This is a genomic window from Streptomyces hebeiensis, from assembly GCF_052983195.1.
Genome location: NZ_CM129812.1, coordinates 5,278,040 through 5,302,144 on the forward strand (window position 1 = coordinate 5,278,040; position 24,105 = coordinate 5,302,144).

The following is a 24,105-nucleotide window of genomic DNA, read 5'->3' on the forward strand; positions in this document are numbered from 1 at the left end:
TGGCGCTAGGTGGGTAGGAATCTGCCGGCACATGCACGCTGCGATATCCCGATCGAATATTTACGGAGGTGAACCGCCGTGGCACTCTCGATTTCGGCGGTGGTGCTGCTGGCGATCATCGTCTTCCTGCTGGTCCGGAAAGCCGGACTCAAGGCCGGACACGCGGTGGTCTGCATGCTGCTCGGGTTCTACATCGCCAGTTCCTCCATCGCTCCCACGATCAGTGAACTGACCACGAACGTGGCCGGGATGATCGGCGGGATCAAGTTCTAGCGCCCCTCCGGGCACCGTTCGCCCCGTCGCGACGCCCGGCACGCGCGCTCCGGCCCTGACCGCCGCGACGGCCGAACCGAACTGGTCCCACCCATCCCACCCATCCCAGCCCAAGCCCTTTCATCCCCCACTCGCCCCCGCCGACCGCCATCCCCTCGATTCCCCATCCCCCATCCCCCATCCCTCATCTCTCACCCCGTCCTCGAGGCCCTCGGCTTCGGCTCTTCGAGGCGGGTCCCCGACGCCGGTGATCGCGCGGATCCCGGATGTCCGGCCACCGAGCCCGGCGCCGTACGACCGGCGACCGGCGCCCGTACGAGCAGCGATCGTGTGCCCGGCGACCTCGGCCAGTGACCGCACTGGCCGAGGTCTCGTGCGACGGTCCGCCGTGCGCCCCGGCGGTCCGCCGGACAGGACCTCGCGCCGGACGAGACCTCGGTCTCGCGCACGTCCCTTTCGTGCCGCCTCGTAGGCTGTCCCCATGACCGATCTCCCCGCCCGCCGTCTGCTGCTGGTGCACGCGCACCCGGACGACGAGTCGATCAACAACGGCGCCACCATGGCCAAGTACGTGGCCGAGGGCGCCCTGGTCACGCTCGTGACCTGCACGCTTGGCGAGGAGGGCGAGATCATCCCGCCCGGGCTCGCCCATCTGGCGGCCGATCGCGAGGACACCCTCGGCCCTCATCGCATTCGCGAACTCGCCGCCGCCATGCGGGAGCTGGGCGTCACCGACCACCGTTTCCTGGGCGGACCCGGCCGGTACCGCGACTCCGGGATGATGGGACTGGAGCAGAACAGCCGCGCGGGTGCCTTCTGGTCCGCCGATCTGGACGAAGCCGCAGGTCACCTGGTGGATGTGATCCGGGAGGTCCGGCCGCAGGTGCTGGTGACGTACGACCCGGGGGGCGGGTACGGCCACCCCGACCACATTCAGGCCCACAGGGTCGCCATGCGGGCCGCGGGGCTTGCCGGTACCGTCGATTTTCGGCCTAATTCTTCAGGCCCGCACACGATCTCGAAGATCTACTGGAACCGGGTGCCGCGCACGGTCGCGGAGGAGGGTTTCGAGCGGCTGCGCGCGGCGGGCGCGCCCTTTCCCGGCGTCGCCGCGCTCGACGACATCCCGGGTGTGGTCGCCGACTCCGAGATCACCGCGGCGGTCGACGGGACGCCGTACGCCGAGCGCAAGGCCGCCGCGATGCGCGCGCACGCCACCCAGATCGCCGTGGACGGGCCCTTCTTCGCGCTCTCCAACAACCTGGGGCAGCCGATCTTCGCCACCGAGTTCTACGAGTTGGTCCACGGCCGCTCCGGGGCGCCCGCCGGCGAACGCGAGAGCGACCTCTTCGCGGGGGTGGACGCGTGAGCGCGCGGCAGCGGCCGCCGAGGCAGGGGCCGCCGGAACCGGGCTCCTGGTTGACATCTCCGCCCAGACCCGGGCGAATTGCCGCATACCTCGGCCTGGCCGTGCTCGGCGCCCTGGTCGGCACAGCCGGTTCGCTCGTCCAAAGCGGCTGGTTCCCGGGCGGCTTGCTGCTCGCGCTGCTCGCCACCACCGGCCTCTTCTACGGCGGCCGGTACGCCACCGGCACCCAACTCGGGGTCGCGGCGCCCGGCGTCGGCTGGCTGGTCGCCGCCATCGGTCTGAGCATGGGCCGCCCGGAGGGGGACGTCGTCTTCTCCGCCGGCCTCGGACCGCTCGCCTACCTGCTGGGCGGCATGGCCATGGCTGTGATCTGCGCCACCATGTGGCGGTTGCCGCAACCGGGTTCGAAACCCGGCCGACTTGAGGAGTGAAGCGCGCTCGGCGGCCGCCGAATCGGCCCTGTCAGGACGGTGTGCCGGGGTGACGCTCACTCGGTCGTCAGGTGCGTGCCCGCCGAGGCCAGTATGGTGGTGCGCGCTCCGGGCCATCCCCTCGCCTTCGGCAGGGGGGACCTGAACAGTTGAGTACCAGTAAGAACGGGCGGCGGAGCCAACCGGGAGAACCTGCCTTGAGTCGTGAAACTGACAGTTCGTCCTCCGGGCCCCAGGGGCGCGGCGGAGCCGCGTACCCGTCGGGCACACCGCCGTACGGATCCCGCCAGTACCCTTCGCTGCACCCCCAGCAGGACGCCCAGGAGGAGGCCGACGCGGAGCCCGCGCCACCGGCGGACCAGCCCAGAACGGAAACCACGCTGACCACGCGGATCCGGATCAACATCCCGGGTTCGCGGCCGATCCCGCCCGTCGTGATGCGTACGCCCATGAGTGATGTGGACGCCCGGGGCGAGGGAACGGCCACCCGTACGGCGGAGCGCACGGGAAGCGTTCCGCGTCCCGAGCCCGCCAAGGCCGCCCAGGCGCCCGCGGAGGCGCAGCGGCCCGCCGAGGCGGCGGAGGAGCCGAAGCCGGCGGGGGAGAAACCGACGAGCGACTGGTTCGCGCCCCGCAAGGCCGCCCAGCAGGGCCGGACGGGCTCCGGCACGGGCGCCGCCGCCATCGCGGGTGCCGCCGCCCCGGCGACCGCTCCGGGCGACCAGCACGGCCAGTCCCCGTATTACGCGGACGGCACGCGGCCGTCGGCCGGTGACGGCTCGCTCGCCGGCCTCGCCGCCGGCGCCGGGACCTCGACGGGAACCAACGGATTCCCGTCCGGTGGCCCGACCACCCCGCCGCTCGGCATCCGCACGCCCGGCGCGTCGGGCGCCCCCAACGGCCCGACCACGGGACCGGCCGCCGGTGACTCCTCGCTGGGCGCGCCCCCGTCGGCCACCCCGCCGCTGGGGACCCCGTCGCTGTCACCGATGGTCCCGCCCGCCGAGGGCGGTGGCCGGGGGCTGTCCGACGACACCGCCGAACTGACCCCGCAGCCGCCCGCGCCCGAGCCCGGCGGTCATGTCTCCGGCGCCACGCTCAGCAGCGGCATCCCCGTGGTGCCGCCGGAGCACCGCTCGCCCTTCCCGGGCCCGGTCCAGCCGGGCGGTACGCCGCAGGCCGGGCCGTCCGCCCACCCCAGCGGAATCGAGGGACCGGGCCAGGGCGACGGGTTCTCCGAACCGGACCGGCCGGGCCCGGTCGAGGGCGAGCCGCCGGCCGGCCCCGCCCCCGCGGCTTCCGCCAAGCCCGCCAAGCCCGCCAAGAAGGGCCGCTCCAAACTGATGCTGCTCGGCGTGGCCGTCGTCGTGGCCGCGGGCGGTGTCTACGGGGCCGGTCTGCTGATGAACCACTCCGACGTCCCCAAGGGAACCACCGTCCTGGGGGTCGACATCGGTGGCGGCACCCGCGACGAGGCGGTCATCAAGCTGGACTCCGCCCTCGGCAAGCGCGCCGCCGCGCCGCTGCGGCTCACCGTCGACGGCAAGACCCAGGAGCTCTCCCCGGACAAGGCCGGCCTGCGGCTGGACAGCCAGGCGACCGTCCGGGCCGCGGCCGGCAGCGACTACAACCCCGTCTCGGTGGTCGGCTCGCTCTTCGGCGGCGCCCGGGTCGCCGAGCCGGTGATCCCCGTGGACGAGGAGAAGCTGAGCGTGGCGCTGACCGACCTGGCGGGCACGTCGGGCACGGCCGCCGAGGGAACGATCAAGTTCGAACCCGGCAGGGCCGTCGCGGTCCCCGGCAAGGCGGGCAAGGCGCTGGACGTCAACCACTCGATCATCTCCGTACGGGACGCCTACCGGGCCCAGGTCCAGACCGGGCGGACGGAGAACGTCGAACTGCCCTCCACCACCCGGGAGCCGACGGTCAGCCAGGCCGAACTCGACCGGGCGATGAAGGAGTTCGCCGAGCCGGCCATGTCCGGCCTGATCACGATCAAGGCGGGCGACAAGCAGATCCAGTTCGGCCCGGCGAAGTCGTTGCCCAAGATCCTCTCGATGAAGGCGGTCGACGGGAAGCTGGTCGACGTCTACGACAGGGACGCGATCGACCAGCTGCTGGAAGGCGTCTTCGACGGCATCACGATCACGAGGGCCGACGGCAAGCAGCACCCGGTCTCCTCGGCCGACGTGGCGGCGGCGATGCGGCAGGCGCTGCGCGGCACGACGCCCGAGGAGCGCACGCAGGTGATCGATCTCGACCCGAGCTGATCGCCTGCCGGCGGCTGCGTGTCCCGGTTCCCGCCGGAGTACGGGGCCCGGTGGGTGGTGCCGGGGCGGGGCCTCCGGAGGTACATGTCCGGACGGCATGCTGTGCTTTCTGGGGGACACCCCCAGGCGCCCGTAGGACGCGCAGGACGCGTACGTATGGACTCGGGCGTACGTCGCGCGTCACAGATCACGCTTCAGTGTCCGGACACGCACCTCCTACGACCCCACCCCTCCCGCCCGGGGGTACGTGCTACGCCCGGGCCGGGCACGTCCGCTTCCCGGGCGCCCGTGACGTTCCGGTCAGGCACGTCCGCCGGCGAGTGAGCCGAAGGGGCGCGCCGCTGTCGAAAGGGAGAGCGCGCGCAGGCTCCGAGGAACGAGGAGCCGAGCACGGTCGACCGTCGACAGGGGCATAAAGCGCCCCGGAGGTGAACCGAGCCCTAAAAAAAGGGGCCGCCCGCTCAGTTCAGTCGTGCCCGGGCCGCCCGTGCGCGGGTGCGGATCGACTCCGCCGTCGTCGGCTCCACCGCCTCCACCACCCGCGCGTACTCCTCCATCTCGGCCGCTCCGAGCAGGAACTCGCCGCGCCGCACCAGCACCTGGGCGCGCTCGTAGCGCAGTCGCGCCGGGTGGGCCGGCAGGAGCAGGGACAGTTCCACCGCCCACAGCGAGACGTCGCTGCGCTCAGGGCGCGTCGCGGCCCAGGCGCGGATGTTGTTCAGGACGCGCAGGACCGTCTCCAGCGGGTCGGCCGGGACCAGCATCGAGGGTTCGAGGGCCGCCCCCGTCACGCCGCCGACCAGCCGCGCGGCGTCGGCCTCCGTCAGCGTGCCGCCACCGGCGAAGGGGTCGGCGAGCACCCGCTCGTCCGGCGCTCCGAAGCCCACGACGAAGTGGCCCGGCAGGGCCACCCCGTACACCGGCGCGCCCGCCCGCCGGGCCACCTCGATCCACACCACCGAGAGCAGGATCGGCAGCCCGCGCCCGCGCCGCAGCACCTCGGGCAGCAGCGAGGACTCCAGCAGCCGGTAGTCGCCCGGCGTGCCGTGGAAGCCGTACCGGGTGCCCAGCAGATCCGCCAGCGCGCGGGCCCACGCGCGCGGCTCCGTGAGGCCGAAGGGGAGTTCACCGGCCAGCCGGTCCAGCTCCGCCTGGGCCGCGTCGAGTCCGGCCTCGCCGCGGGCCGGGTCCGCCTCCGCCGCCACGAGCAGGCACAGCGTCGCCAGGTCGGGCCGCTCCGCGCGGGCCTCCTCGGCGAAGCGCCGGCGCCGCTCGGCGCGGCCGGGATCCCCGGGGGACATGGGTGACATAGGTGCCCCGTACCCGCTCACGGCGCGCGGAAGTGGTGGTAGCGGTGGTGGACCGTGAATCCCATGCCCTCGTACAGTGCCCGCGCCGCGTCGTTGTCGGACTCGACCTGGAGCCAGGCGGCCGACGCGCCCTCGTCCAGCGCACGGCGGGCCAGAGCGGTCATCACGGCGGTGGCCAGGCCCTCCCGGCGGCGGGCCGGGTCGACCTCCACGGCCATGAAGCCCGCCCAGCGTCCGTCCACCACGCACCGGCCGATCGCCGCGGGCGTGGGCGACGGTGCGGGCCGTCCGCCGGGCCCGCCGCCTTCCCCGGGTACGGGACCGACGCCGCTCCCGCCACCGCCCCCCGGCACGGTCGCGAACCACACCGAGGGGCCGCTGCCCAGCACGTGCAGCACATGGGCGGGCGCCGCCGATGCCCCGGCCGTGCTGAGCCGCTGGTAGCGCCGCAGCCACGCCTCGTCACAGCTCCGGTCCAGCCGTACGCCCGAGACGTCCACGTCCCGGTCCGCGAGCGGCGCGAGCGCGGCGATCCGCACCTCCGCCGTCACCTCCGCGCGCCAGCCGCGCCGCTCCAACTCCGCGCACAGCCGTTCCTGGGTGCCCTCCGCCCCGGTCGCCGCCTGGATATACGCGGGCAGGCCCCGCTCCTCGTACCACCGCCGCACCCGTGCCAGCGCCTCGTCCAGTTCCACGCCGGGCTCTCCGACGGCCAGCACCGAATTCGCCCGCCGGGTGAAGCCCACCCGTCGCCCGACCGCCACCCCCGCGGGACGTGCGTCGCCCGGCCCCTCTTCCCGCCGCCCGGCGGGCCCCGCCTCCGCCGCGGCGCGTAGCTCCCACGACCCCAGCCGTTCGCTCTCCACCGGCTGCCAGGCCCGCGCGCCCGCCCGGGCCAGCTCCTCGAAGGTCGCCGCGGGACCGCGCCGCCTGGCCGGTGCCGCGGGCACGACCTTGCCCGCGACCAGCGACGACTCCGGCACCCGCACGCTCTCCCCGGTCCGCCGCGTGATCAGCAGCACACCGGCGTCCCAGGATGTGAGAACGCCGACCGTGTCGGTGAACTTCTCCGCGCCCGCCACGCCGCCCGTAAGCCGCCGGACCGATACACGTTTTCCCACGTCAGACGGTGTGATTCGGACCTCGAACCGTCCGCCGGCAGTGAATTCCACGGCTCCGCACGCCCCTCCTGTTCGGATCCCGCTCAAGAACGGAGATACTAGATGTGGGCATCGACGACGCCGCGCTCCCGCGCGCCTGTGGACGGAGCCGCAGATCGGCCCGCCGCGCCCTATGGAGGAGGAACGACAGCGTGACCTACGTCATCGCGCAGCCTTGTGTCGACGTCAAGGACAAGGCGTGCATCGAGGAGTGCCCGGTCGACTGCATCTACGAGGGCTCCCGGTCCTTGTACATCCACCCGGACGAATGCGTCGACTGTGGAGCCTGTGAGCCGGTCTGCCCGGTCGAGGCGATCTTCTACGAGGACGACACCCCGGAGGAGTGGAAGGACTACTACAAGGCGAACGTCGAGTTCTTCGACGAGCTCGGTTCGCCCGGTGGTGCTTCCAAGCTCGGCCTGATCGAGCGTGACCACCCCTTCATCGCCGCACTGCCGCCCCAGAACGGCTGACAGTGCCGCCCCGCCCGGTCCCGTACGGCTCGCGCTGTGCGGGACCGGGGTGTTTCGTATGTACGCACCGGTACGTACGAGCGAATCCGCACGAGAAAGAGTGAGCACCCGTGTCCGCAGCCGCAGTCTCCTCGCGCCTTCCGGTCTTTCCCTGGGACAAGCTCGAGCCTTACAAAGCGACGGCCGCGGCCCACCCCGACGGCATAGTGGACCTGTCCGTCGGTACCCCCGTGGACCCGGTGCCGGAGCTGATCCGGCGGGCGCTGGTGGCGGCGGCCGACTCGCCCGGATATCCGACGGTGTGGGGGACGGTCGCGCTGCGCGACGCGCTCACCGGCTGGGTGGAGCGGCGGCTCGGCGCGCGCGGAGTGACGCACAGGCACGTCCTGCCGGTCGTCGGTTCCAAGGAACTGGTCGCCTGGCTGCCCACCCAGCTCGGCCTCGGCCCGGGCGACCGGGTCGCGTACCCGCGGCTCGCCTACCCGACGTACGAGGTGGGGGCGCGGCTCTGCGGCGCCGAGCCCGTCGTCTACGACGATCCTACGGAGCTGGACCCGGCCGGCCTGCGGCTCCTGTGGCTGAACTCGCCGTCCAACCCGACCGGGCGGGTGCTGTCCCAGGACGAGCTGACGCGGATCGTGGCGTGGGCGCGCCGGCACGGGGTGCTGGTTTTCAGCGACGAGTGCTACCTGGAGCTGGGCTGGGAGGCCGACCCGGTGTCCGTGCTGCACCCGGAGGTCTGCGGCGGTACGTACGACGGTCTGGTGGCCGTCCACTCGCTCTCCAAGCGGTCCAACCTGGCCGGGTACCGCGCGGCCTTCCTGGCGGGCGACCCGGCCGTCCTCGGCGAGCTGCTCCAGATCCGCAAGCACGGCGGGATGATGACCCCGGCGCCCGTGCAGGCGGCGACGGTCGCGGCGCTCGGCGACGACCGCCACGTACAGGAGCAGCGGGAGCGGTACGCGGCGCGGCGCACCGCCCTGAGGGCGGCGCTGGAGGCGCACGGGTTCCGCGTCGACCACAGCGAGGCGAGCCTGTACCTGTGGTCGACGCGGGACGAGCCCTGCTGGGACACCGTCGCGCACCTCGCGGAGCTGGGGATCCTCGTGGCGCCGGGCGACTTCTACGGGGTGGCCGGGGAGCGGCACGTACGAGTGGCGCTGACGGCGACCGACGAGCGGATCGACGCGGCGGTCAAGCGACTGGGGTAGGACCTGTCCCCACATGAGGGACACGAGGGAGGGGTCCGGGGAGTGCGCACTCTCCGGACCCCTCCCCTTCCTGGGCCCTGTGCCCTGTGCTTCTTGTGTCCTGTGTTGCCGGCAGCCGCGCGGACCGGACAGGACGGGTACGGCGCGGACCCGTCCGTCAGCCGATCGGCAGCTTGTCGGTCGACAGCCCGCCGGTGGACAGCCCGCCGCCGAGCGCGCCGACCTGCCCGGTGGTCTTGCCGGCCTCGGTGGTGGCCCCGCCCAGCGCCTCACCGGCGCTGCCCGCGGTCTTGCCGACGGTGTCGCCCAGGGTGGAGCCGTCGAGCGCGCTGACCGCGCCCAGGCCGGTGGACTCCGGGAGAGCCGCCGCGTGCGCGGCGCCGGCCGCGCCGAGGACGGGGGCGGCGCCCGCCGCGACGATCAGCGCGGTGCGGGCGATCCGGCGGGTGAGAGAGAGGGACATCGTGCTCCTTCGGAGGAATCAAGCGGGAATGAGAGGACAGCGCGTCGTGTCCGGCGACCGGTCCGGTGGAGGCACCGGCCGGGACGACGTACTGGCTCAACCCGCCGAGGGGCGGCGGAGGTTGCGGCGGGCCGCGGTAAAAACGTGTCGTGCGCCGCAGGTGCACCGCCGCGGGCGATGCGCCGAACTAACGTGCGGTACGGATCCGGACCTCTTCCATACCGGAAGCCGCCGTACCGGAAGCCGCCGAGCCGGCAGCCGCCGACGTGTTCGACGCGCTCGATGCGTCCGACACGCTCGACGCCCCCCTCGACGCACCGCTCGACCCCGCCGGTCCCTGGCCGCCCTTGCGCTGCCAGCCCCTGTACGACTCCTCCGCGCGCCAGAACCGGTCCGCGTAGGAGACCTCGTCGATCCGCAGGGCGAAGGAGTGCGCCACGGCCCACTGCGCCAGTTCCCAGCCGCGCCGGGCCCGCGTGCCGTCCCCGGCCCCCTCCGCGCGCTTGTCACCGGCTCCGGCCCGGGCGCCGACAGAGAGCTCGCTCATGGCCTCGACACCGGACGGGTCGCCGGTCCGGCCGGTGTCGGTGCCGTCCTCCGAGACACCGCCCGAGCCGTCGGCCACCTCCCGTACGGGTACGGCGATCACATCCCCGGCCGAGGACGTCACCGCGGCCGCGGCACCGCCCGGCAGCACGTCGGAACCGAACGCGCGCACCAGCTCCGCCCGGACCTTCGCCGGGTCGCCGGGCCGCCCGTCCGGCGCCGAGCAGGTCAGCGAGGCGGCGGACCGGCCGGTGAGGGACGCGGCCAGCAGGGCGGCGTCCGGCTCGTGCTTGGCGTACGCGTCCGGGAAGCCGCTGCGCTGCACGCGCTGTGCCGCCTCCGTGAGCGGCAGCCGGGCGTAGTCGCGGACCTCGGCGAGATGCTCGTAGAACTCGTTGGCCGCGTAGACGGGGTCCTGGATCTGCGCGGGCGTGCCCCACCCCTTCGAGGGGCGCTGCTGGAACAGTCCGAGCGAATCCCGGTCGCCGTGGGCCAGGTTGCGCAGCGCCGACTCCTGTATCGCGGTGGCCAGCGCGATCGTGACGGCGCGCTCCGGCATGCCGCGGGTGGTGCCGACGGCGGAGATCGTCGCGGCGTTCGCGGCCTGCTCGGGGGTCATCTCGTACGAGCGGCCCTTGCCGTCCGGAGGGTCCGTGGCCCGGACCACGCACCGGGGTATGCCCTCCTGGCTGGTCAGATACGTCACCGTCACATAAGCGGCCACGGCCAGGAGGACGACCAACGCGCCCCCCGTACGGAGAAGTCTGCCGCCACGGCGGCGGGGGGAGGCGGTCTCGGACACGCGCTCACCGTACTGGAGACGGAAGACCCCCACGGCCGATCTCCGGACACCCGCGCGCACGGGTGGCGGGGCGGACGCGTGAGCGGGCGCGCGGTCCGCTCGTTTAAGGTCACGAGCATGTCTGAGACCCTTCTTGACCTCACGCAGGACGGCCCCGCGCTCACCGCGAGCCTGGTCGATTTCCCCTCGGTCAGCGGTGCGGAGAAGCCGCTCGCGGACGCGATCGAACAGGCGCTGCGGGCGCTGCCCCACCTCACCGTCGACCGGTACGGCAACAACGTGGTGGCCCGGACCGGCCTGGGCCGTGCCGAGCGGGTCGTCCTGGCCGGGCACATCGACACCGTCCCCATCGCCGGGAACGTGCCCTCACGGCTGGACGAGGACGGGGTGCTGTGGGGCTGCGGCACGAGCGACATGAAGTCGGGGGTGGCCGTGCAGCTGCGGATCGCCGCGACGGTTCCCCAGCCCAACCGCGACCTGACGTTCGTCTTCTACGACAACGAAGAGGTCGCCGCGCACCTGAACGGGCTCGGGCATGTGGCGGAGGCCCGGCCGGAATGGCTGGAAGGCGACTTCGCCGTGCTGCTGGAGCCGTCCGACGGCGAGGTCGAGGGCGGCTGCCAGGGCACGCTGCGCGTCCACCTGCGGACGACGGGGGAGCGGGCCCACTCCGCGCGCTCCTGGATGGGGGCCAACGCCGTCCACGCCGCGGCTCCGATCCTGGCGAGGCTCGCCGCCTACGAGCCCCGGCGGCCGGTGATCGACGGGCTGGAGTACCACGAGGGCCTCAACGCCGTCGGCATCGAGGGCGGTGTCGCCACGAACGTGATCCCCGACACGTGCACGGTCGTCGTGAACTACCGCTACGCCCCCGACCTCGGCGAGGAGGAGGCGCTCGCGCACGTACGGGAGGTCTTCGCGGACTGCGGGGTCGACGAGTTCGTCGTGGACGACCACGCCGGCGCGGCGCTGCCGGGGCTCTCGCACCCCGCGGCGGCGGCGTTCATGGCGGCCGTGGGCGGTACGGCGCGGCCGAAGTTCGGCTGGACGGACGTCGCCCGGTTCGGCGCGCTCGGCGTGCCCGCGGTCAACTACGGGCCGGGGAATCCCCTGCTCGCCCACAAGCGCGACGAGCGGGTGGCAGTGGAGCGGATCCGGCACTGCGAGGCGCGGCTGCGCGACTGGCTCACCGGCTGAGGGATCCTTCGCCCCGGGACGACCTCGGAAATTCCGCCGGGCGTCATCTCCGTGCGCCTACGCTTGCCGGGAACGACGCACAGCAGCGGAGGGAGCAGGTCATGGGCGTGCCTGACGGAGAGCGCAAGCCGGCGGAACGAAGGCTCGGACCGGTGATCCGCCGCAGGGAGCAGATCCAGCCCGGTACGACCGATCAGCGGCTGCTGGACACCGAGGGCGACTCGGAGTGGGTGCACACCGATCCCTGGCGGGTGATGCGCATCCAGTCGGAGTTCGTCGAGGGCTTCGGCGCCCTCGCCGAACTGCCCAGTGCCATCAGTGTCTTCGGCTCGGCGCGCACCCCGGTGGGCTCGTCGGAGTACGACGCCGGAACCCGTATCGGCCGGGCACTGGTCGAGGCCGGGTTCGCGGTGATCACGGGCGGTGGACCGGGTGCGATGGAGGCAGCGAACAGAGGGGCGCGGGAGGCGGACGGCATCTCCGTGGGCCTCGGCATCGAGCTGCCCTTCGAGCAGGGGCTCAACCCGCACGTCGACATCGGCGTCAACTTCCGTTACTTCTTCGTCCGCAAGACGATGTTCGTGAAGTACGCCCAGGGGTTCGTGGTCCTGCCCGGCGGGCTGGGCACCCTGGACGAGCTGTTCGAGGCGCTCACGCTGGTGCAGACCCGCAAGGTCACCCGCTTCCCGATCGTGCTCTTCGGTACGGAGTACTGGGGAGGCCTCGTGGAGTGGCTGCGGAACACGGTGGTGGCCCAGGGCAAGGCGTCGGAGAAGGACCTGCTGCTGTTCCACGTCACGGACGACGTGGACGAGGCGGTCGCGCTCGTGACGAAGGAGACGGGGCACGACGGGTAGACGGACGGCCGGCGGGCCGGCGGGGTGGTGCGCCCCCGCGAGGCCGTCGGGGTACTCGGGCTCGGACCTCGCGTGACTCAGGCGAGGCCGCGGCGCGCCACCGACGGGTCACGGTGTCCCGCGATCGTGGCGACCATGTCCAGCACCTGCCTGGTCTCGGCCACCTCGTGGACCCGGTAGACGCGGGCGCCCAGCCAGGCCGAGACCGCCGTCGTCGCCAGCGTGCCGAGCAGGCGTTCCTTGACCGGCTTGTCGAGCGTCTCGCCGACGAAGTCCTTGTTGGACAGCGAGACGAGCACCGGCCAGCCGGTTTCGGCCATCTCGTCCAGCCTGCGGGTCGCCTCCAGCGAGTGGCGGGTGTTCTTGCCGAAGTCATGACCGGGGTCGATCATGATCCCGTCCCGGCGCACCCCCAGGGCGAGGGCGCGCTCGGCGAGGGAGAGCGTGACGCGCAGGATGTCCGCCATCACGTCGTCGTAGGAGACGCGGTGCGGCCGGGTCCTCGGCTCGGCGCCGCCCGCGTGCGTGCAGACCAGGCCCGCGCCGTACCGGGCGGCGACCTCCGCGAGGCGCGGGTCCACCCCGCCCCAGGCGTCGTTGAGCAGGTCGGCACCCGCCTCGCAGACCGCCTCGCCGACGTCGTGCCGCCAGGTGTCCACGCTGATGACCACGTCCGGGTGGCGGCGGCGGACCTCGGCGACGAAACCGACCGTGCGGCGCGCCTCCTCGGCGGCCGAGACCTCCTCGCCCGGCCCCGCCTTCACGCCCCCCACGTCGATGATCGCGGCGCCCTCCGCCACCGCGCGCTCGACGCGTTCGAGGGCCGGTTCGTCGCGGAAGGTCGCGCCCTGGTCGTAGAACGAATCAGGGGTCCGGTTGACGATCGCCATGATCACCGGCTCGTGCGCCCCGAATTCCCGCCGTCCCAGCCGCAGTGTCCCGCCGCGCATGCCCTGTGTCCTCCTCGTGTTCCGTCCGGCTGCGACCCTAGACGAGCCATTGCGGAGCCGCCCCGTCCGCCCCTCGGCGCGGCCGGGGCTGTCGGTGGCGCATGGCACGATCGGCACAGGACGTTTTCCTGCCAGGGGAGAAACTCGTGTTCTTGTTCTTGCTCATCGCGATGGTCGTGGTGGTCGCCGCGGTCACGTTGGCGGTCGTGGGCGGCGGCGACCGCGCGGTCCTGCCGGAGACCGCTCCCGAGCAACTGGTGGATCCCCTGCCCCTGAACCGCCCGCTGGGCCGCGCCGACGTGGAGGCGCTCCGGCTGCCGGTGGGCGCGCGCGGCTACCGGATGGCGGACGTGGACGACGTGCTCGGCCGGCTCGGCGCGGAGCTCGCGGAGCGGGACGCGCGGATCGCGGAGCTGGAGGCGGCACTGGCGGGGGCGCAGGCGACGGCGGTCTCGTCCGCGGACCTGTTCAAGAAGCCGGGAGAGGAGACCGACCGGTGACCGGGGGCAGCGCTCTTCCGGGGCCGGACGGGCGGCTGCGCTGCCCGTGGGGCCTGTCCGCCGAGGACTACCTGGAGTACCACGACTCCGAGTGGGGCCGTCCGGTCCACGGGGACGACGCCCTGTTCGAACGGCTCAGTCTGGAGGCGTTCCAGTCGGGGCTGTCCTGGATCACGATCCTGCGCAGGCGTGAGGGCTTCCGCCGGGCGTTCGACTCGTTCAAGATCGCGTCCGTGGCCGAGTTCACCGACGCGGACCGGGAGCGGCTGCTGGCGGACCCGGGCATCATCCGCAACCGCGCCAAGGTCGACGCGACCCTGGCGAACGCGCGGATCCTGGCCCAGTGGCCGGAGGGCGGGCTGGACGCGCTGATCTGGTCGTACGCCCCGGACCCGGCGGGCCGGCCGGCGCCGCGGACGGTGGGGGACGTGCCGGCGGTGACGGACGAGTCGACGGCGCTGGCGAAGGCGCTGAAGGGGCGGGGCGTGCGGTTCGTGGGGCCGACGACGGCCTACGCGCTGATGCAGGCGTGCGGGCTGGTGAACGACCACCTGGCGGGGTGCGTGGCGCGGGCGGAGTGCGCGGCGTAGCGGGTGTGGGGCCCCGCGTGGCCACGCCCCCCGGCGGACGGCGCGGCGAGCGGCGCGCCTCCGCCGGCCGGGGTCGGTCCGTACGCGCGGTCAGGAGCCCGCGGGGACGGGCTCAGCGGCCCACGAACCGCGGCTTCTCCTTCGCCAGGAACGCCTGGACCGCGATCCGGTGGTCCTCCGACCCGCCCGCCGACGTCTGGAGTTCGTCCTCCTTCTCCAGCGTCGCCGCGAGCGGGTGACCGGCCCCGTACGCCAGCGACTCCTTGATCGCGGCGTACGCCGACGTCGGGCCCCCGGCCAGGGCGCGGGCGGTCGCGGTGGCCTCGGCGCGCAGGGCCGCGGGCGGGACCAGACGGTTCACCATGCCCCAGCCGTGCGCCTCGGCGGCGGTCACGGAGCGCGGGAACATCAGCAGGTCCGCGGCCCGGCCGTGGCCGATCAGGCGGGGGAGGGTCCAGGAGACGCCGGAGTCCGCGGTCAGCGCCACCCCCGCGAACGAGGTGTTGAACGTCGCCGTCTCCGCCACCACCCGGAAGTCCGCGGCGAGGGCGAAGCCGAGGCCCGCCCCCGCCGCGACGCCGTTGACCCCCGCCACCACCGGCTTGGGCATCTCCGCGATCGCCCGCACGATCGGGTTGTAGTGCTCGCGCACCGTGCTCATCGTGGTGCTCGTACCGGTCTCCCGCTCCGCCGCGAGCAGCGCCGTGTGCTCCCTGAGGTCCTGGCCCACGCAGAACGCCCGCTCGCCCGCGCCGGTCAGCAGCACGCTCCGTACACCGGGGTCGGCCGACGCCGCGAGCAGCGCGTCCCGGAGCGCCACCTTGGCGGCGACGTTCAGCGCGTTCATGGCGTCGGGCCGGTTGATCGTGATGGTCGCGAGTCCGTCAGTCACCTCGTACAGCACGGTGTCGGCCATGATTCCTGTCCCCTTCGCGGCTCCGGCGGTCCTGTCCGGGCCCAGCATGGCGGAGATCGCGGGCCCGGGCATGTGACCCGCGTCCAAGAAAGTGCGGCCGCTTCCGTACGCGCGGTGGCGAAGTATCGCAGGCGGATCCCCGAATTGGGTGGTTTTGCGAAAGGGCGTTGCTCAAGCGATGCCGACCGATGTTGGTCATCGGGTCCCGCCATGCGGGATAATGGGCTGGAAGCAATGTGTTCGATGCCGGTGACACAGCGCCTGTCATGGGGCCGCCGGCTGCGATGAGCTGGTTTCAGGAAGGGGAACGAGCATGGCGGCCATGAAGCCGCGAACGGGCGACGGCCCGCTCGAGGTGACCAAGGAGGGGCGGGGCATCGTCATGCGCGTTCCGCTCGAAGGCGGCGGTCGGCTTGTCGTCGAGCTGACCCCGGACGAGGCGGACGCACTCGGCGACGCGCTGAAGAAGGTCGTCGGCTGAGCGGGACGCTCCCAGCCTTCGGGGGTCCGCTCGGGCGCCCCGGATCCAGCACCACCGTTCGCTGCCCCGGTACGGGAGACTCCGTACCGGGGCAGCGTTCCGTCGTACAGGCCCCGCCGGTGCGCCGCTCTCCGCCCGCACACCGCTCTCCACCGGCTCCCGGCGGCTGCCCGCGCGCCGCTTTCCCCCGCGCCGCTTCCGGCCACTGCCCGCGCCGCTTCCTGCCCGCGCTGCCGTTGCCGACCGGTGCGCGTTCGCTACCGGTGCGCGTTCTTTACCGGCGCACCGCGCACAGCAGGCCGTCGCCCACCGGCAGCAGCGTCGGCAGCAGATCCTGGCTCTCCCGTACGGCCCGCAGCAGCTCGCGCACCCGCAGCACCTCCGCCGGCTGGGCCGCTCCGTCCACCGTCCTGCCGTCCGCGAACATGCCCTCGAAACAGACGAGTCCGCCGGGTCTGAGCAGCCGAAGCGATTCGGCGAGATAGTCGAGGCACTCCAGCCGGTCGCCGTCGCAGAAGACGAGGTCGTACCCGCCGTCCGCGAGCCGGGGCAGGACGTCCAGGGCGCGGCCGGGGATGAAGCGGGCACGGTTCCCGGCGAAGCCCGCCGCGCGGAACGCCTGCCGGGCGAACTGCTGGCGCTCAGGTTCCGTGTCGACCGTGGTCAGGACCCCGTCCGGGCGCATGCCCAGCAGCAGGTACGTCCCCGAGACGCCGGTCCCCGTGCCGATCTCGGCCACCGCCTTCGCGTCCAGCGCGGCAGCGAGCAGACGCAGCGCGGCGCCGGTGCCCGGTGACACCGAGCGGAGCCCCGACTCCCGGGCCCGGTCACGGGCCCAGCGCAGTGCTTCGTCCTCGGCGACAAAGGCGTCGGCGAACGCCCAGCTCGTCTGCCGGTTGGCGGTAATGACCCTCTCCTTGTCCCCGTTGTCGGCGCAACGGTGACTGTATCCGCTGGGCCCGGGAACCCGCAGATGGGACCAGGCGTTATGAGGGGGTGTGGAACGCGCGGGTTCGGGGCCGGTGGCCGGGCCTAAATTCGCGTAAAGATTCTTATCCGGAGCTAACGGGCGGAGTGGCTATGGTAGGGGCTCCACTGGACACCACCAGAGCCGATAGGGGAGGTGCGGCTGCGCCTGTGGATCGGGGAGGAGTGCTGAGGCGCTTTCTCAGGTCAGCCGGCGAGCCGAAATCCGTGACCAACATCGCTGACCGTTCTCGCTCCGACGACTCCGCAGTGACCGCGACCTTCGCATCGGATGCGGAATCGCAGGCGTGGACTCCCCCCAGCTGGGAGGAGATCGTCAGCACGCACAGCGGACGTGTCTACCGCCTCGCCTACCGCCTCACGGGCAACCAGCACGACGCGGAGGATCTGACCCAGGAAGTCTTCGTCCGGGTCTTCCGTTCGCTGTCGACCTACACTCCCGGCACGTTCGAGGGCTGGCTGCACCGCATCACGACCAACCTGTTCCTCGACATGGTCCGGCGCAAGCAGCGGATCCGGTTCGACGCGCTCGGCGACGACGCGGCGGAGCGGCTGCCCAGCCGCGAGCCCTCGCCCCAACAGGTCTTCCACGACACGCACTTCGACGCGGACGTCCAGCAGGCGCTGGACACCCTGGCCCCCGAGTTCCGGGCGGCGGTGGTGCTCTGCGACATCGAGGGGCTCTCCTACGAGGAGATCGCGGCCACGCTCGGGGTCAAGCTCGGCACGGTCCGCAGCCGGATCCACCGCGGCCGCTCACATCTGCGCAAGGCCCTCAAGCACCGTTCCCCCGAGGCCCGGGCCGAGCAGCGCGCCTTCGTGGGCGTGGCCGGGGAGGTCGGGCCGGCGTGAGTGGCACAAGCCCGACCCCCGCCGAGCATCACCTGGGGGACCGACTCGCCGCGCTCGTGGACGGGGAGCTGGACCATGACGCGCGCGAGCGCGTGCTGGCCCACCTGGCGACCTGCGCCAAATGCAAGGCGGAGGCCGACGCCCAGCGCCGGCTCAAATCCGTGTTCGCCCAGAGCGCCCCGCCGCAACCCTCGGCCGGACTGCTCGCGAGACTCCAGGCGCTGCCCGGCGGCCTGCCGGGAGATGACGACGACGGAAAAGGTCTGTTCGACGGGGGGCGCTTCGGTGACGGCGTTTTCGGTGTCCGGACGGACGGTTTCGGTTATCTCCCGGCCGGTGCCTCCGCGGCGGTGCTGCCCCGTGGCTCCGGCTTCCGCATCCACGAGGTGGGTCGGCAGGAAGCGGAGCGCTCGCCGTGGCGCGGCCGACGGTTCGCGTTCGCGGCGGCCAGCGCGGTCTCGTTCGCGGCGATGGCCCTCGGCGGGGCGATGCCGCTGGGCTCGGCCGATGTGCTCCCCCGGGGCGCGGGCAACAACGTGACGCCGATGCGCGCGCCCGGCACGCTTCCCGCCTCCGTGAGCGGCGACTCGGCCCGGCGCCAGACCGGCGGCGGGGGGAACAGCGGAAGCGGCCGGGCGCCGCAGTCCGTGGACCGCCCGGCGGCCACGGCCCCGCCCGGCGTTTTCCGCACCGAGCCGCTCTCCGATCCCATGGTCCCGGCGGGGCTGACACCCGGCACGGCGGCCGGGGCGCTGATCCAGCCGGCCGGCCCCGCCGTGCAGGTCGACGCGCCGTCCGTGGTCAGCCCCACCGTCACGCCCAGCCCCACGCAGATGGCCGCCCCCACCCGGCCGGGCCTGCCGATTTCCACCCGCCGCTGACCGGGCTCCGCCCCGCGGGGCCGTTCATGGCGTGCGTCCGGCGACGACGGGGCGGTTCGAACAGGGCCCTGCGCGGACATTCGTAAACCTGGTTGAATCCTCGCAGGGGCGCCCGGTGCGGCGCGGAACGGCAGGTGCGGGGAGAGCATGGACGACGGGCAGCCCACGGGACCCAAGGCGAAGTGGTGGAGCCGTCCCGCGACGGATCCCATGGCAACGGGCGGGCCTCAGCCGTACGGTGACGGCGCGTCAGGTTCCTCCGGCGTTCGCGTTCCGGAAGACGCGGCAGCGGCGGCCGGCGCGGCGGGTGCGGCAGAGGCGACGGATCGTCAGGCTCGTTCCTCCTCGGCTTCACCGTCCGGGCCCGCCGCCGACTCGGGAGCCGGAGCGCCGCCCGAGACACCGGCGCCGTCCGAACCCCCGGCCCCTGCCCTGACCTCGGCTCCGGATCCGGCCTCGACCTCGGCCCCGGCTTTCGAGATCCCCGCTGCCCCGCCGGCTTCCGGCCCGGGCACCGCGGGGCCCGGAGACTCCCCGGCCGACGGGGGCGGCGTACCGGCGCGGCAGCGCCCGCGGCCGTTGCACGAGCCCGACGAGTACAGCACGCCGCCTTATGGCGGCCCCGGTCCCTGGGCACCCGCCCCGCCCGTCCAGTTCCCCACGCCCGCGCACGGCACCCCGCTGCCGTCGTACGCCGGTCAGTACGGGCCGAACGGCGACGGACAGCCCCCGGGCCCCTACGCGCCCCCCGCGCAGGCACAGAGCGCCGTCCAGCCACCGCGGCCGGCTCACGGCCAGATCCCCGGGCCCGCGCCGGCCACGACACAGATTCCGGCGTCCGCCCCGGCTCAGGCCGCGGCCCCGGCATCCGCCCCGGCCCCGGCTCAAGGGCAGCCGCAGTCACCGCACCAGCCCCAGCCCTCCCCATGGCTCCGGTACGACCCGTGGAGCAGCCCCGCCGCCGTCGGCCGGCAGCCCCTGACCCAGTACGGGCCCCGGTACGGCGAGCCGCGCCCCCAGCGGCGGCGGGCCGGGCTCGTCGTCACGGCGGTGCTCGCGATGGCCGCGTGCGTCGCCGGTGGCGCGGTCGGCGCGTACATCGAGCGCAACGGCGGTTTCAGTCGCGTCGAACTCCCGCAGGCCGGACGTGACGCGGGCGGCCGAGCACCCGACAGCGTCGCGGGCATCGCGGCCAGCGCGCTGCCCGGCGTCGTCACCCTCCATGTCAGCGGCGGCGGCGAGCAGGGCACCGGAACGGGCTTCGTCCTCGACCGGCAGGGACACATCCTGACCAACAACCACGTCGTCTCCCCGGCCTCCTCCGGCGGCGAGATATCCGTCACGTTCAGCGGCGGCGAGACCGCGCGGGCCAAGCTCGTGGGCAAGGACAGCGGCTACGACCTCGCCGTCGTCAAGGTCACCGGCGTCTCCGGGCTCACGCCCCTCCCGCTGGGCAACTCCGACAACGTCCAGGTCGGTGACCCGGTCGTGGCCATAGGGGCGCCGTTCGACCTGTCCAACACGGTGACCTCCGGGATCATCAGCGCCAAGGAACGCCCCATCACCGCGGGCGGCGAGAAGGGCGACGGCAGCGACATCAGCTACGTCGACGCCCTCCAGACCGACGCCCCGATCAACCCCGGCAACTCGGGCGGCCCGCTGGTCGACGCCCGGGCCCGGGTCATCGGCATCAACAGCGCCATCCGCGCCGCGGACAACGGCACCGGCCTGGGCGGCGGCCAGTCGGGGTCGATCGGGCTGGGCTTCGCGATCCCCATCAACCAGGGCAAACGCGTCGCCGAAGAGCTGATCAACACCGGCAGGGCGACCCATCCGGTGATCGGGGTCAGCCTCGACATGGAGTACGCGGGGGACGGCGCCAAGGTCGGGGCGAAGGCCGCCGACGGCGGTCCCTCCGTCACCACCGGCGGCCCCGGCGCCCGGGCCGGGATCAGGCCCGGGGACGTCATCACCGCGGTGGACGACCAGCGGGTGCACGGCGGCGAGGAGCTGATCGTCAAGATCCGCGCCCACCGCCCCGGGGACCGGCTGCAGCTCACCCTGGTGCGCGGCGGCGAGGAGCGTACCGTCACACTGACCCTGGGTTCGGCGAACAGCGGCTGACGGTGGCCGACGACGGCCGGCGGTGGCTGACGCGGCCGGGTCGCGCGGCGGCCGACGGCTCGCGTCCAGCACCGGATGGTCACCCGGAGGTACCGTCCGGACAGCTCGGGCGGGTACCGTGGTGCGGCCCGGACCCTCGACCCATTCGGCCCCAGGACGACCAAGGAGCAGCAAGGTGTTCAATGACATCGGCGGCCTTGAGCTGGTCACGATCGTGGTCCTCGCGATCCTCGTCTTCGGTCCGGAGAAGCTGCCCAAGGTGATCCAGGACGTCTCCCGCTTCATCCGGAAGGTGCGCACCTTCTCGGAGAACGCGAAGGAGGACATCCGCTCCGAGCTGGGGCCCGAGTTCAAGGACTTCGACTTCGAGGACCTCAACCCCAAGAACTTCGTGCGCAAGCAGCTGATGAGCGAGGACGACGAGTTCGGACTCAAGGAGATCCGCAGCAGCTTCGACCTGCGCCAGGAGATCAACGACGTCGCGGACGCGGTGAACGGCCGGGAGAGCGAACCCGCCGTCGCGGAGGCCGCGACGGCCGCCGCCGCGGCGGCCACGGCCGGCGGCGGCTCCTCCGGTTCGGGTACGCCGGACCTGCTCAAGAAGTCCTCGGGTACGCCCGACCTGCTCAAGAAGCCCGCGAGCACACCTGATCCGCTCAAGAAGAGCGACGAGCCGGCTCAGCCCCCCAGGACGCCTTTCGACGCAGACGCCACCTGAGCGCCGCCTATCCCGACTACTCGGGGGGCGGGTGGCTATCCTCCATCTGTCCGGCAGTCAGGCGCCCGTCAGGGGCGGGCCGCTGCCGGGCGTACGAGATCGAGGAGGCGCCGTCCAGATGGAGACGACGAGTCGGGCGGGGGCGCACAGCGCCACCACTTCACCCACCACCGGTGGCGCGCAGCCGGGCCGCCGGCCGGTCGCCGACTATCTGCGCGCGTCATTTCCCTGGTACGGACTGGACGAGGCGTTCACCGGCCCGCGCTGGCTGATGCAGGTCGGCGCGACCGCCGACGGCACGGTCCGGCACGGATCCACCGGCCACGGCGAGGAGCCGTCGATAAGACCGGACGCCTCGGGCGACGACAGGGAGCGGTTCACGGCGGTCGTCACGGTGGCCGAGGGCCCCGAGGACGACGACTGCGACGGCAGGGGCCGCCTGGACGCGACCACGGCCGCCTCGGCGGCCTGGCTGGCCGGGGCGGGGCTGCTGGCCGTCACCTGGCCCGCCCAGCTGGACCACGCCCTGCGTGACGACTGGCTGAAGCAGCAGACGGAGGCCGCGTTCGAGCTGGCCGACCAGCTGGACGGGCCGGCCTGGTCGTCGCTGTCGCTGCCGGTCGACGGGAAGCCGACGCACTTCCACTACCGGGAGTCGGAGTTCGGCTGGGTGCTGGCGGGGTCACCGGGGAACGGGGTGCACCTGGGGGCCTACGGGCGCGGGATGAGCGCGTACGGGCTCGCCTTCTCCGCGATCGCCGACATCAGGTCGTACGCGCACGACGCGTAGCACGCCCCACGAGCGCTTCGTAGGCTCGGCCCCGTACGGGTCAGGGGCGGTCGCCATGGATGTGGCGACCGCCCCTGACCCGTATACGTTTCCCCGCGTCCGGTTCACGGTCCTACGCGCTCACGCGTCCACGCCCGCACGCGCTCAGAACTTGTTGCGCGGGGTGATCCCCAGCGACATGCCCGCCAGGCCGCGCTGCCGGCCGCCCAGCTTGCCCGCGACCTCCCGCAGCGCCGTCGCCGCCGGGGAGTCCGGGTCGGAGAGCACGATCGGCTTGCCCGCGTCGCCGCCCTCCCGCAGCCGCACGTCGATCGGGATCGCGCCCAGCACCGGCACCGTCGCGCCGGTCGTCCGCGTCAGGCCCTCGGCGACCAGCGCGCCGCCGCCCGTGCCGAACACGTCGATCATCTCGTCGCAGTGCGGGCAGGGCAGGCCCGACATGTTCTCGACCACACCGACGATCTTCTGATGGGTCTGCACGGCGATCGAGCCGGCCCGCTCCGCCACCTCGGCCGCGGCCTGCTGCGGGGTGGTGACCACCAGGATCTCCGCGTTCGGCACCAGCTGGGCGACCGAGATGGCGATGTCGCCCGTGCCCGGCGGCAGGTCGAGCAGCAGTACGTCCAGATCGCCCCAGTAGACGTCCGCGAGGAACTGCTGGAGCGCGCGGTGCAGCATCGGACCGCGCCAGACCACCGGCGTGTTGCCCGGCGTGAACATCCCGATGGAGATCACCTTCACGCCGTTCGAGGACGGCGGCATGATCATGTTCTCGACCTGGGTGGGCTTGCCGTCCGTCCCCAGCATCCGCGGCACGCTGTGCCCGTAGATGTCGGCGTCGACGACCCCGACCTTCAGCCCGTCGGCCGCCATCGCCGCCGCCAGGTTGACCGTCACCGAGGACTTGCCGACCCCGCCCTTGCCCGACGCGACCGCGTACACCCGGGTCAGCGAGCCGGGCTTGGCGAACGGCACCTCGCGCTCGGCGGTGCCGCCGCGCAGCGAGGCCGCCAGCTCGCGCCGCTGCTCGTCGCTCATCACGTCCAGCGCCACGTCCACGCGGGTGACGCCGGCGACCCGGGAGACCGCTTCGGACACGCTCCGCGTGATGGTCTCGCGCATCGGGCAGCCGGAGACCGTGAGGTAGACCGTGACGGCCACGGCACCGTCGGCACCGATGTCCACCGATTTCACCATGCCGAGGTCGGTGATCGGCCGGTGGATCTCGGGGTCGTTCACCGTCGCCAGCGCTTCGCGCACCGCCTCTTCCGCGGGGACGGCGGTTCCGTACGTGTCGGTAGCCATACGGAGATGGTACGGCGCCCGCGTCCAGGTCAGGCAAGCCGTCGGCGGCCGCAGGGGGACGCCGGTGGCCGTCGGCGGTCGTCAGCGATCGGTGTCGGTGCGTGCCGGACCGGCCTCCCCGGGAGGCGGGTGCCCGCTCTCCAGGGGGAAGACGACACGGTGCTCGGCCATCTCCCGCACCATCGTCCCCAGCTCGTCACGGATCCAGTCCCGGGTCGCGACCTCGCCCAGCCCGATCCGCAGCGCAGCGATCTCCCGCGTCAGGTACTCGGTGTCGGCGATGGAGCGCTCGTTCTGCCGGCGCTCCTGCTCCAGGGTGACCCGGTCGCGGTCGGTCTGGCGGTACTGCGCCAGCAGGATCAACGGCGCGGCGTACGAGGCCTGGAGGGACAGCGCCAGCGTGAGGAAGATGAACGGGAAGGGGTCGAAGCGCAGACGGTCGGGCGCGGCGACGTTCCAGGCGACCCACAGGACGACGATGACCGTCATCCAGGCGATGAACCGGCCCGTGCCCAGGAACCGGGCGACCCGCTCCGACAGCCGTCCGAACGCCTCCGGGTCGATCTCCGGCAGCAGCTTGCGCTGCGGGGCGCGCGGCTGGTCGAGCCGGTTCCGGCCGCCGCGCGCCAGCGCGGTCGCCCCGGTGGCC

The 24,105-nt window shown here is 73.2% G+C and carries 24 protein-coding genes and 1 pseudogene; 16 read left to right on the forward strand and 9 right to left on the reverse strand.

What is annotated here, in order from left to right:
• Positions 1-78 precede the first annotated feature (78 nt).
• The 4 genes from ACU6P3_RS22740 (at position 79) to ACU6P3_RS22755 (ending at position 4,343) form a co-directional block, all read left to right on the forward strand.
• On the forward strand, positions 79-273 hold the full coding sequence (locus tag ACU6P3_RS22740) for a hypothetical protein (protein WP_030749702.1): 195 nt from the start codon (positions 79-81) through the stop codon (positions 271-273).
• A gap of 481 nt (positions 274-754) precedes the next feature.
• Positions 755-1,642: an N-acetyl-1-D-myo-inositol-2-amino-2-deoxy-alpha-D-glucopyranoside deacetylase gene (gene mshB / locus ACU6P3_RS22745; protein ID WP_447193887.1), complete on the forward strand. Its 888-nt coding sequence runs from the start codon at positions 755-757 to the stop codon at positions 1,640-1,642.
• On the forward strand, positions 1,639-2,073 hold the full coding sequence (locus ACU6P3_RS22750; RefSeq protein ID WP_447193888.1) for a DUF6113 family protein: 435 nt from the start codon (positions 1,639-1,641) through the stop codon (positions 2,071-2,073). The genes mshB and ACU6P3_RS22750 overlap by 4 nt, the downstream gene beginning before the upstream one ends.
• 197 nt (positions 2,074-2,270) lie before the next feature.
• Complete coding sequence (locus ACU6P3_RS22755) at positions 2,271-4,343, forward strand: hypothetical protein (protein WP_447193889.1); 2,073 nt, start codon at positions 2,271-2,273, stop codon at positions 4,341-4,343.
• 461 nt (positions 4,344-4,804) lie between these two features.
• Here the strand turns inward: ACU6P3_RS22755 and ACU6P3_RS22760 are convergent, their stop codons facing one another.
• Both ACU6P3_RS22760 and ACU6P3_RS22765 read right to left on the reverse strand, forming a co-directional pair.
• Positions 4,805-5,644 (reverse strand): transglutaminase family protein, encoded by an 840-nt coding sequence (locus ACU6P3_RS22760; RefSeq protein WP_447198020.1) that lies wholly within the window; start codon positions 5,642-5,644, stop codon positions 4,805-4,807.
• Between the two features lie 26 nt (positions 5,645-5,670).
• Positions 5,671-6,825, reverse strand: coding sequence for a GNAT family N-acetyltransferase (locus tag ACU6P3_RS22765; RefSeq protein WP_447193890.1), 1,155 nt, complete (start codon positions 6,823-6,825; stop codon positions 5,671-5,673).
• A gap of 140 nt (positions 6,826-6,965) precedes the next feature.
• Here ACU6P3_RS22765 and fdxA point away from each other — a divergent pair, with 140 nt between their 5' ends.
• Positions 6,966-7,286 carry a ferredoxin gene (gene fdxA / locus ACU6P3_RS22770; RefSeq protein WP_003985062.1) on the forward strand — a complete coding sequence of 107 codons (321 nt, stop codon included), beginning with the start codon at positions 6,966-6,968 and terminating at the stop codon, positions 7,284-7,286.
• A 110-nt stretch (positions 7,287-7,396) separates the two neighbouring features.
• Positions 7,397-8,497: a bifunctional succinyldiaminopimelate transaminase/glutamate-prephenate aminotransferase gene (locus tag ACU6P3_RS22775; RefSeq protein ID WP_447193891.1), complete on the forward strand. Its 1,101-nt coding sequence runs from the start codon at positions 7,397-7,399 to the stop codon at positions 8,495-8,497.
• 157 nt (positions 8,498-8,654) lie between these two features.
• On the opposite strand, the gene ACU6P3_RS22780 is transcribed toward ACU6P3_RS22775, so the two are convergent.
• The gene (locus ACU6P3_RS22780) at positions 8,655-8,960 is read right to left on the reverse strand and encodes an ATP-binding protein (protein ID WP_447193892.1); all 306 of its coding nucleotides are present in this window, start codon (positions 8,958-8,960) and stop codon (positions 8,655-8,657) included.
• A gap of 187 nt (positions 8,961-9,147) precedes the next feature.
• Complete coding sequence (locus ACU6P3_RS22785; protein WP_447193893.1) at positions 9,148-10,308, reverse strand: hypothetical protein; 1,161 nt, start codon at positions 10,306-10,308, stop codon at positions 9,148-9,150.
• 117 nt (positions 10,309-10,425) lie between these two features.
• Between ACU6P3_RS22785 and dapE the strand changes: the two genes are divergently transcribed.
• Positions 10,426-11,505 (forward strand): succinyl-diaminopimelate desuccinylase, encoded by a 1,080-nt coding sequence (gene dapE, locus ACU6P3_RS22790; protein ID WP_447193894.1) that lies wholly within the window; start codon positions 10,426-10,428, stop codon positions 11,503-11,505.
• 101 nt (positions 11,506-11,606) lie between these two features.
• On the forward strand, positions 11,607-12,362 hold the full coding sequence (locus ACU6P3_RS22795; RefSeq protein ID WP_030754795.1) for an LOG family protein: 756 nt from the start codon (positions 11,607-11,609) through the stop codon (positions 12,360-12,362).
• A 77-nt stretch (positions 12,363-12,439) separates the two neighbouring features.
• Here the strand turns inward: ACU6P3_RS22795 and folP are convergent, their stop codons facing one another.
• Entirely contained in the window at positions 12,440-13,312 is an 873-nt protein-coding gene (gene folP, locus ACU6P3_RS22800; RefSeq protein ID WP_447193895.1) for a dihydropteroate synthase, read from the reverse strand.
• Positions 13,313-13,458: 146 nt separating this feature from the next.
• Between folP and ACU6P3_RS22805 the strand changes: the two genes are divergently transcribed.
• Together ACU6P3_RS22805 and ACU6P3_RS22810 are read left to right on the forward strand one after the other, a co-directional pair.
• Positions 13,459-13,812: a hypothetical protein gene (locus ACU6P3_RS22805; protein WP_030754799.1), complete on the forward strand. Its 354-nt coding sequence runs from the start codon at positions 13,459-13,461 to the stop codon at positions 13,810-13,812.
• Entirely contained in the window at positions 13,809-14,402 is a 594-nt protein-coding gene (locus tag ACU6P3_RS22810) for a DNA-3-methyladenine glycosylase I (protein ID WP_447193896.1), read from the forward strand. Before ACU6P3_RS22805 ends, ACU6P3_RS22810 begins: the two co-directional genes overlap by 4 nt.
• Before the next feature lie 112 nt (positions 14,403-14,514).
• Here the strand turns inward: ACU6P3_RS22810 and chcB are convergent, their stop codons facing one another.
• Positions 14,515-15,318, reverse strand: coding sequence for a 2-cyclohexenylcarbonyl CoA isomerase (chcB, locus tag ACU6P3_RS22815; protein WP_447193897.1), 804 nt, complete (start codon positions 15,316-15,318; stop codon positions 14,515-14,517).
• A gap of 313 nt (positions 15,319-15,631) precedes the next feature.
• On the opposite strand from chcB, the gene ACU6P3_RS22820 reads away from it, so the two are divergent.
• Complete coding sequence (locus ACU6P3_RS22820) at positions 15,632-15,799, forward strand: DUF3117 domain-containing protein (RefSeq protein WP_003966491.1); 168 nt, start codon at positions 15,632-15,634, stop codon at positions 15,797-15,799.
• A 274-nt stretch (positions 15,800-16,073) separates the two neighbouring features.
• Here ACU6P3_RS22820 and ACU6P3_RS22825 read toward each other — a convergent pair.
• Positions 16,074-16,737: pseudogene (locus ACU6P3_RS22825) on the reverse strand (O-methyltransferase).
• A 142-nt stretch (positions 16,738-16,879) separates the two neighbouring features.
• On the opposite strand from ACU6P3_RS22825, the gene sigE reads away from it, so the two are divergent.
• The 5 genes from sigE (at position 16,880) to ACU6P3_RS22850 (ending at position 22,151) form a co-directional block, all read left to right on the forward strand.
• Positions 16,880-17,638, forward strand: coding sequence for an RNA polymerase sigma factor SigE (gene sigE, locus ACU6P3_RS22830; protein ID WP_447193898.1), 759 nt, complete (start codon positions 16,880-16,882; stop codon positions 17,636-17,638).
• Positions 17,635-18,519, forward strand: a complete 885-nt coding sequence (locus ACU6P3_RS22835) for a zf-HC2 domain-containing protein (RefSeq protein ID WP_447193899.1) — start codon at positions 17,635-17,637, stop codon at positions 18,517-18,519. Before sigE ends, ACU6P3_RS22835 begins: the two co-directional genes overlap by 4 nt.
• A 147-nt stretch (positions 18,520-18,666) precedes the next feature.
• A complete protein-coding gene (locus tag ACU6P3_RS22840) occupies positions 18,667-20,643 on the forward strand; it encodes a S1C family serine protease (RefSeq protein ID WP_447193900.1) in 1,977 nt (658 codons plus the stop codon).
• Positions 20,644-20,818: 175 nt separating this feature from the next.
• Positions 20,819-21,361 (forward strand): sec-independent translocase, encoded by a 543-nt coding sequence (locus ACU6P3_RS22845; RefSeq protein WP_447193901.1) that lies wholly within the window; start codon positions 20,819-20,821, stop codon positions 21,359-21,361.
• 118 nt (positions 21,362-21,479) lie between these two features.
• Positions 21,480-22,151, forward strand: a complete 672-nt coding sequence (locus ACU6P3_RS22850; protein WP_447193902.1) for a hypothetical protein — start codon at positions 21,480-21,482, stop codon at positions 22,149-22,151.
• 144 nt (positions 22,152-22,295) lie between these two features.
• Here ACU6P3_RS22850 and ACU6P3_RS22855 read toward each other — a convergent pair whose 3' ends face one another.
• Together ACU6P3_RS22855 and ACU6P3_RS22860 are read right to left on the reverse strand one after the other, a co-directional pair.
• On the reverse strand, positions 22,296-23,456 hold the full coding sequence (locus ACU6P3_RS22855) for an Mrp/NBP35 family ATP-binding protein (protein ID WP_344270295.1): 1,161 nt from the start codon (positions 23,454-23,456) through the stop codon (positions 22,296-22,298).
• A gap of 81 nt (positions 23,457-23,537) precedes the next feature.
• Positions 23,538-24,086, reverse strand: a complete 549-nt coding sequence (locus ACU6P3_RS22860) for a DUF1003 domain-containing protein (RefSeq protein WP_447198021.1) — start codon at positions 24,084-24,086, stop codon at positions 23,538-23,540.
• Positions 24,087-24,105: the final 19 nt, after the last annotated feature.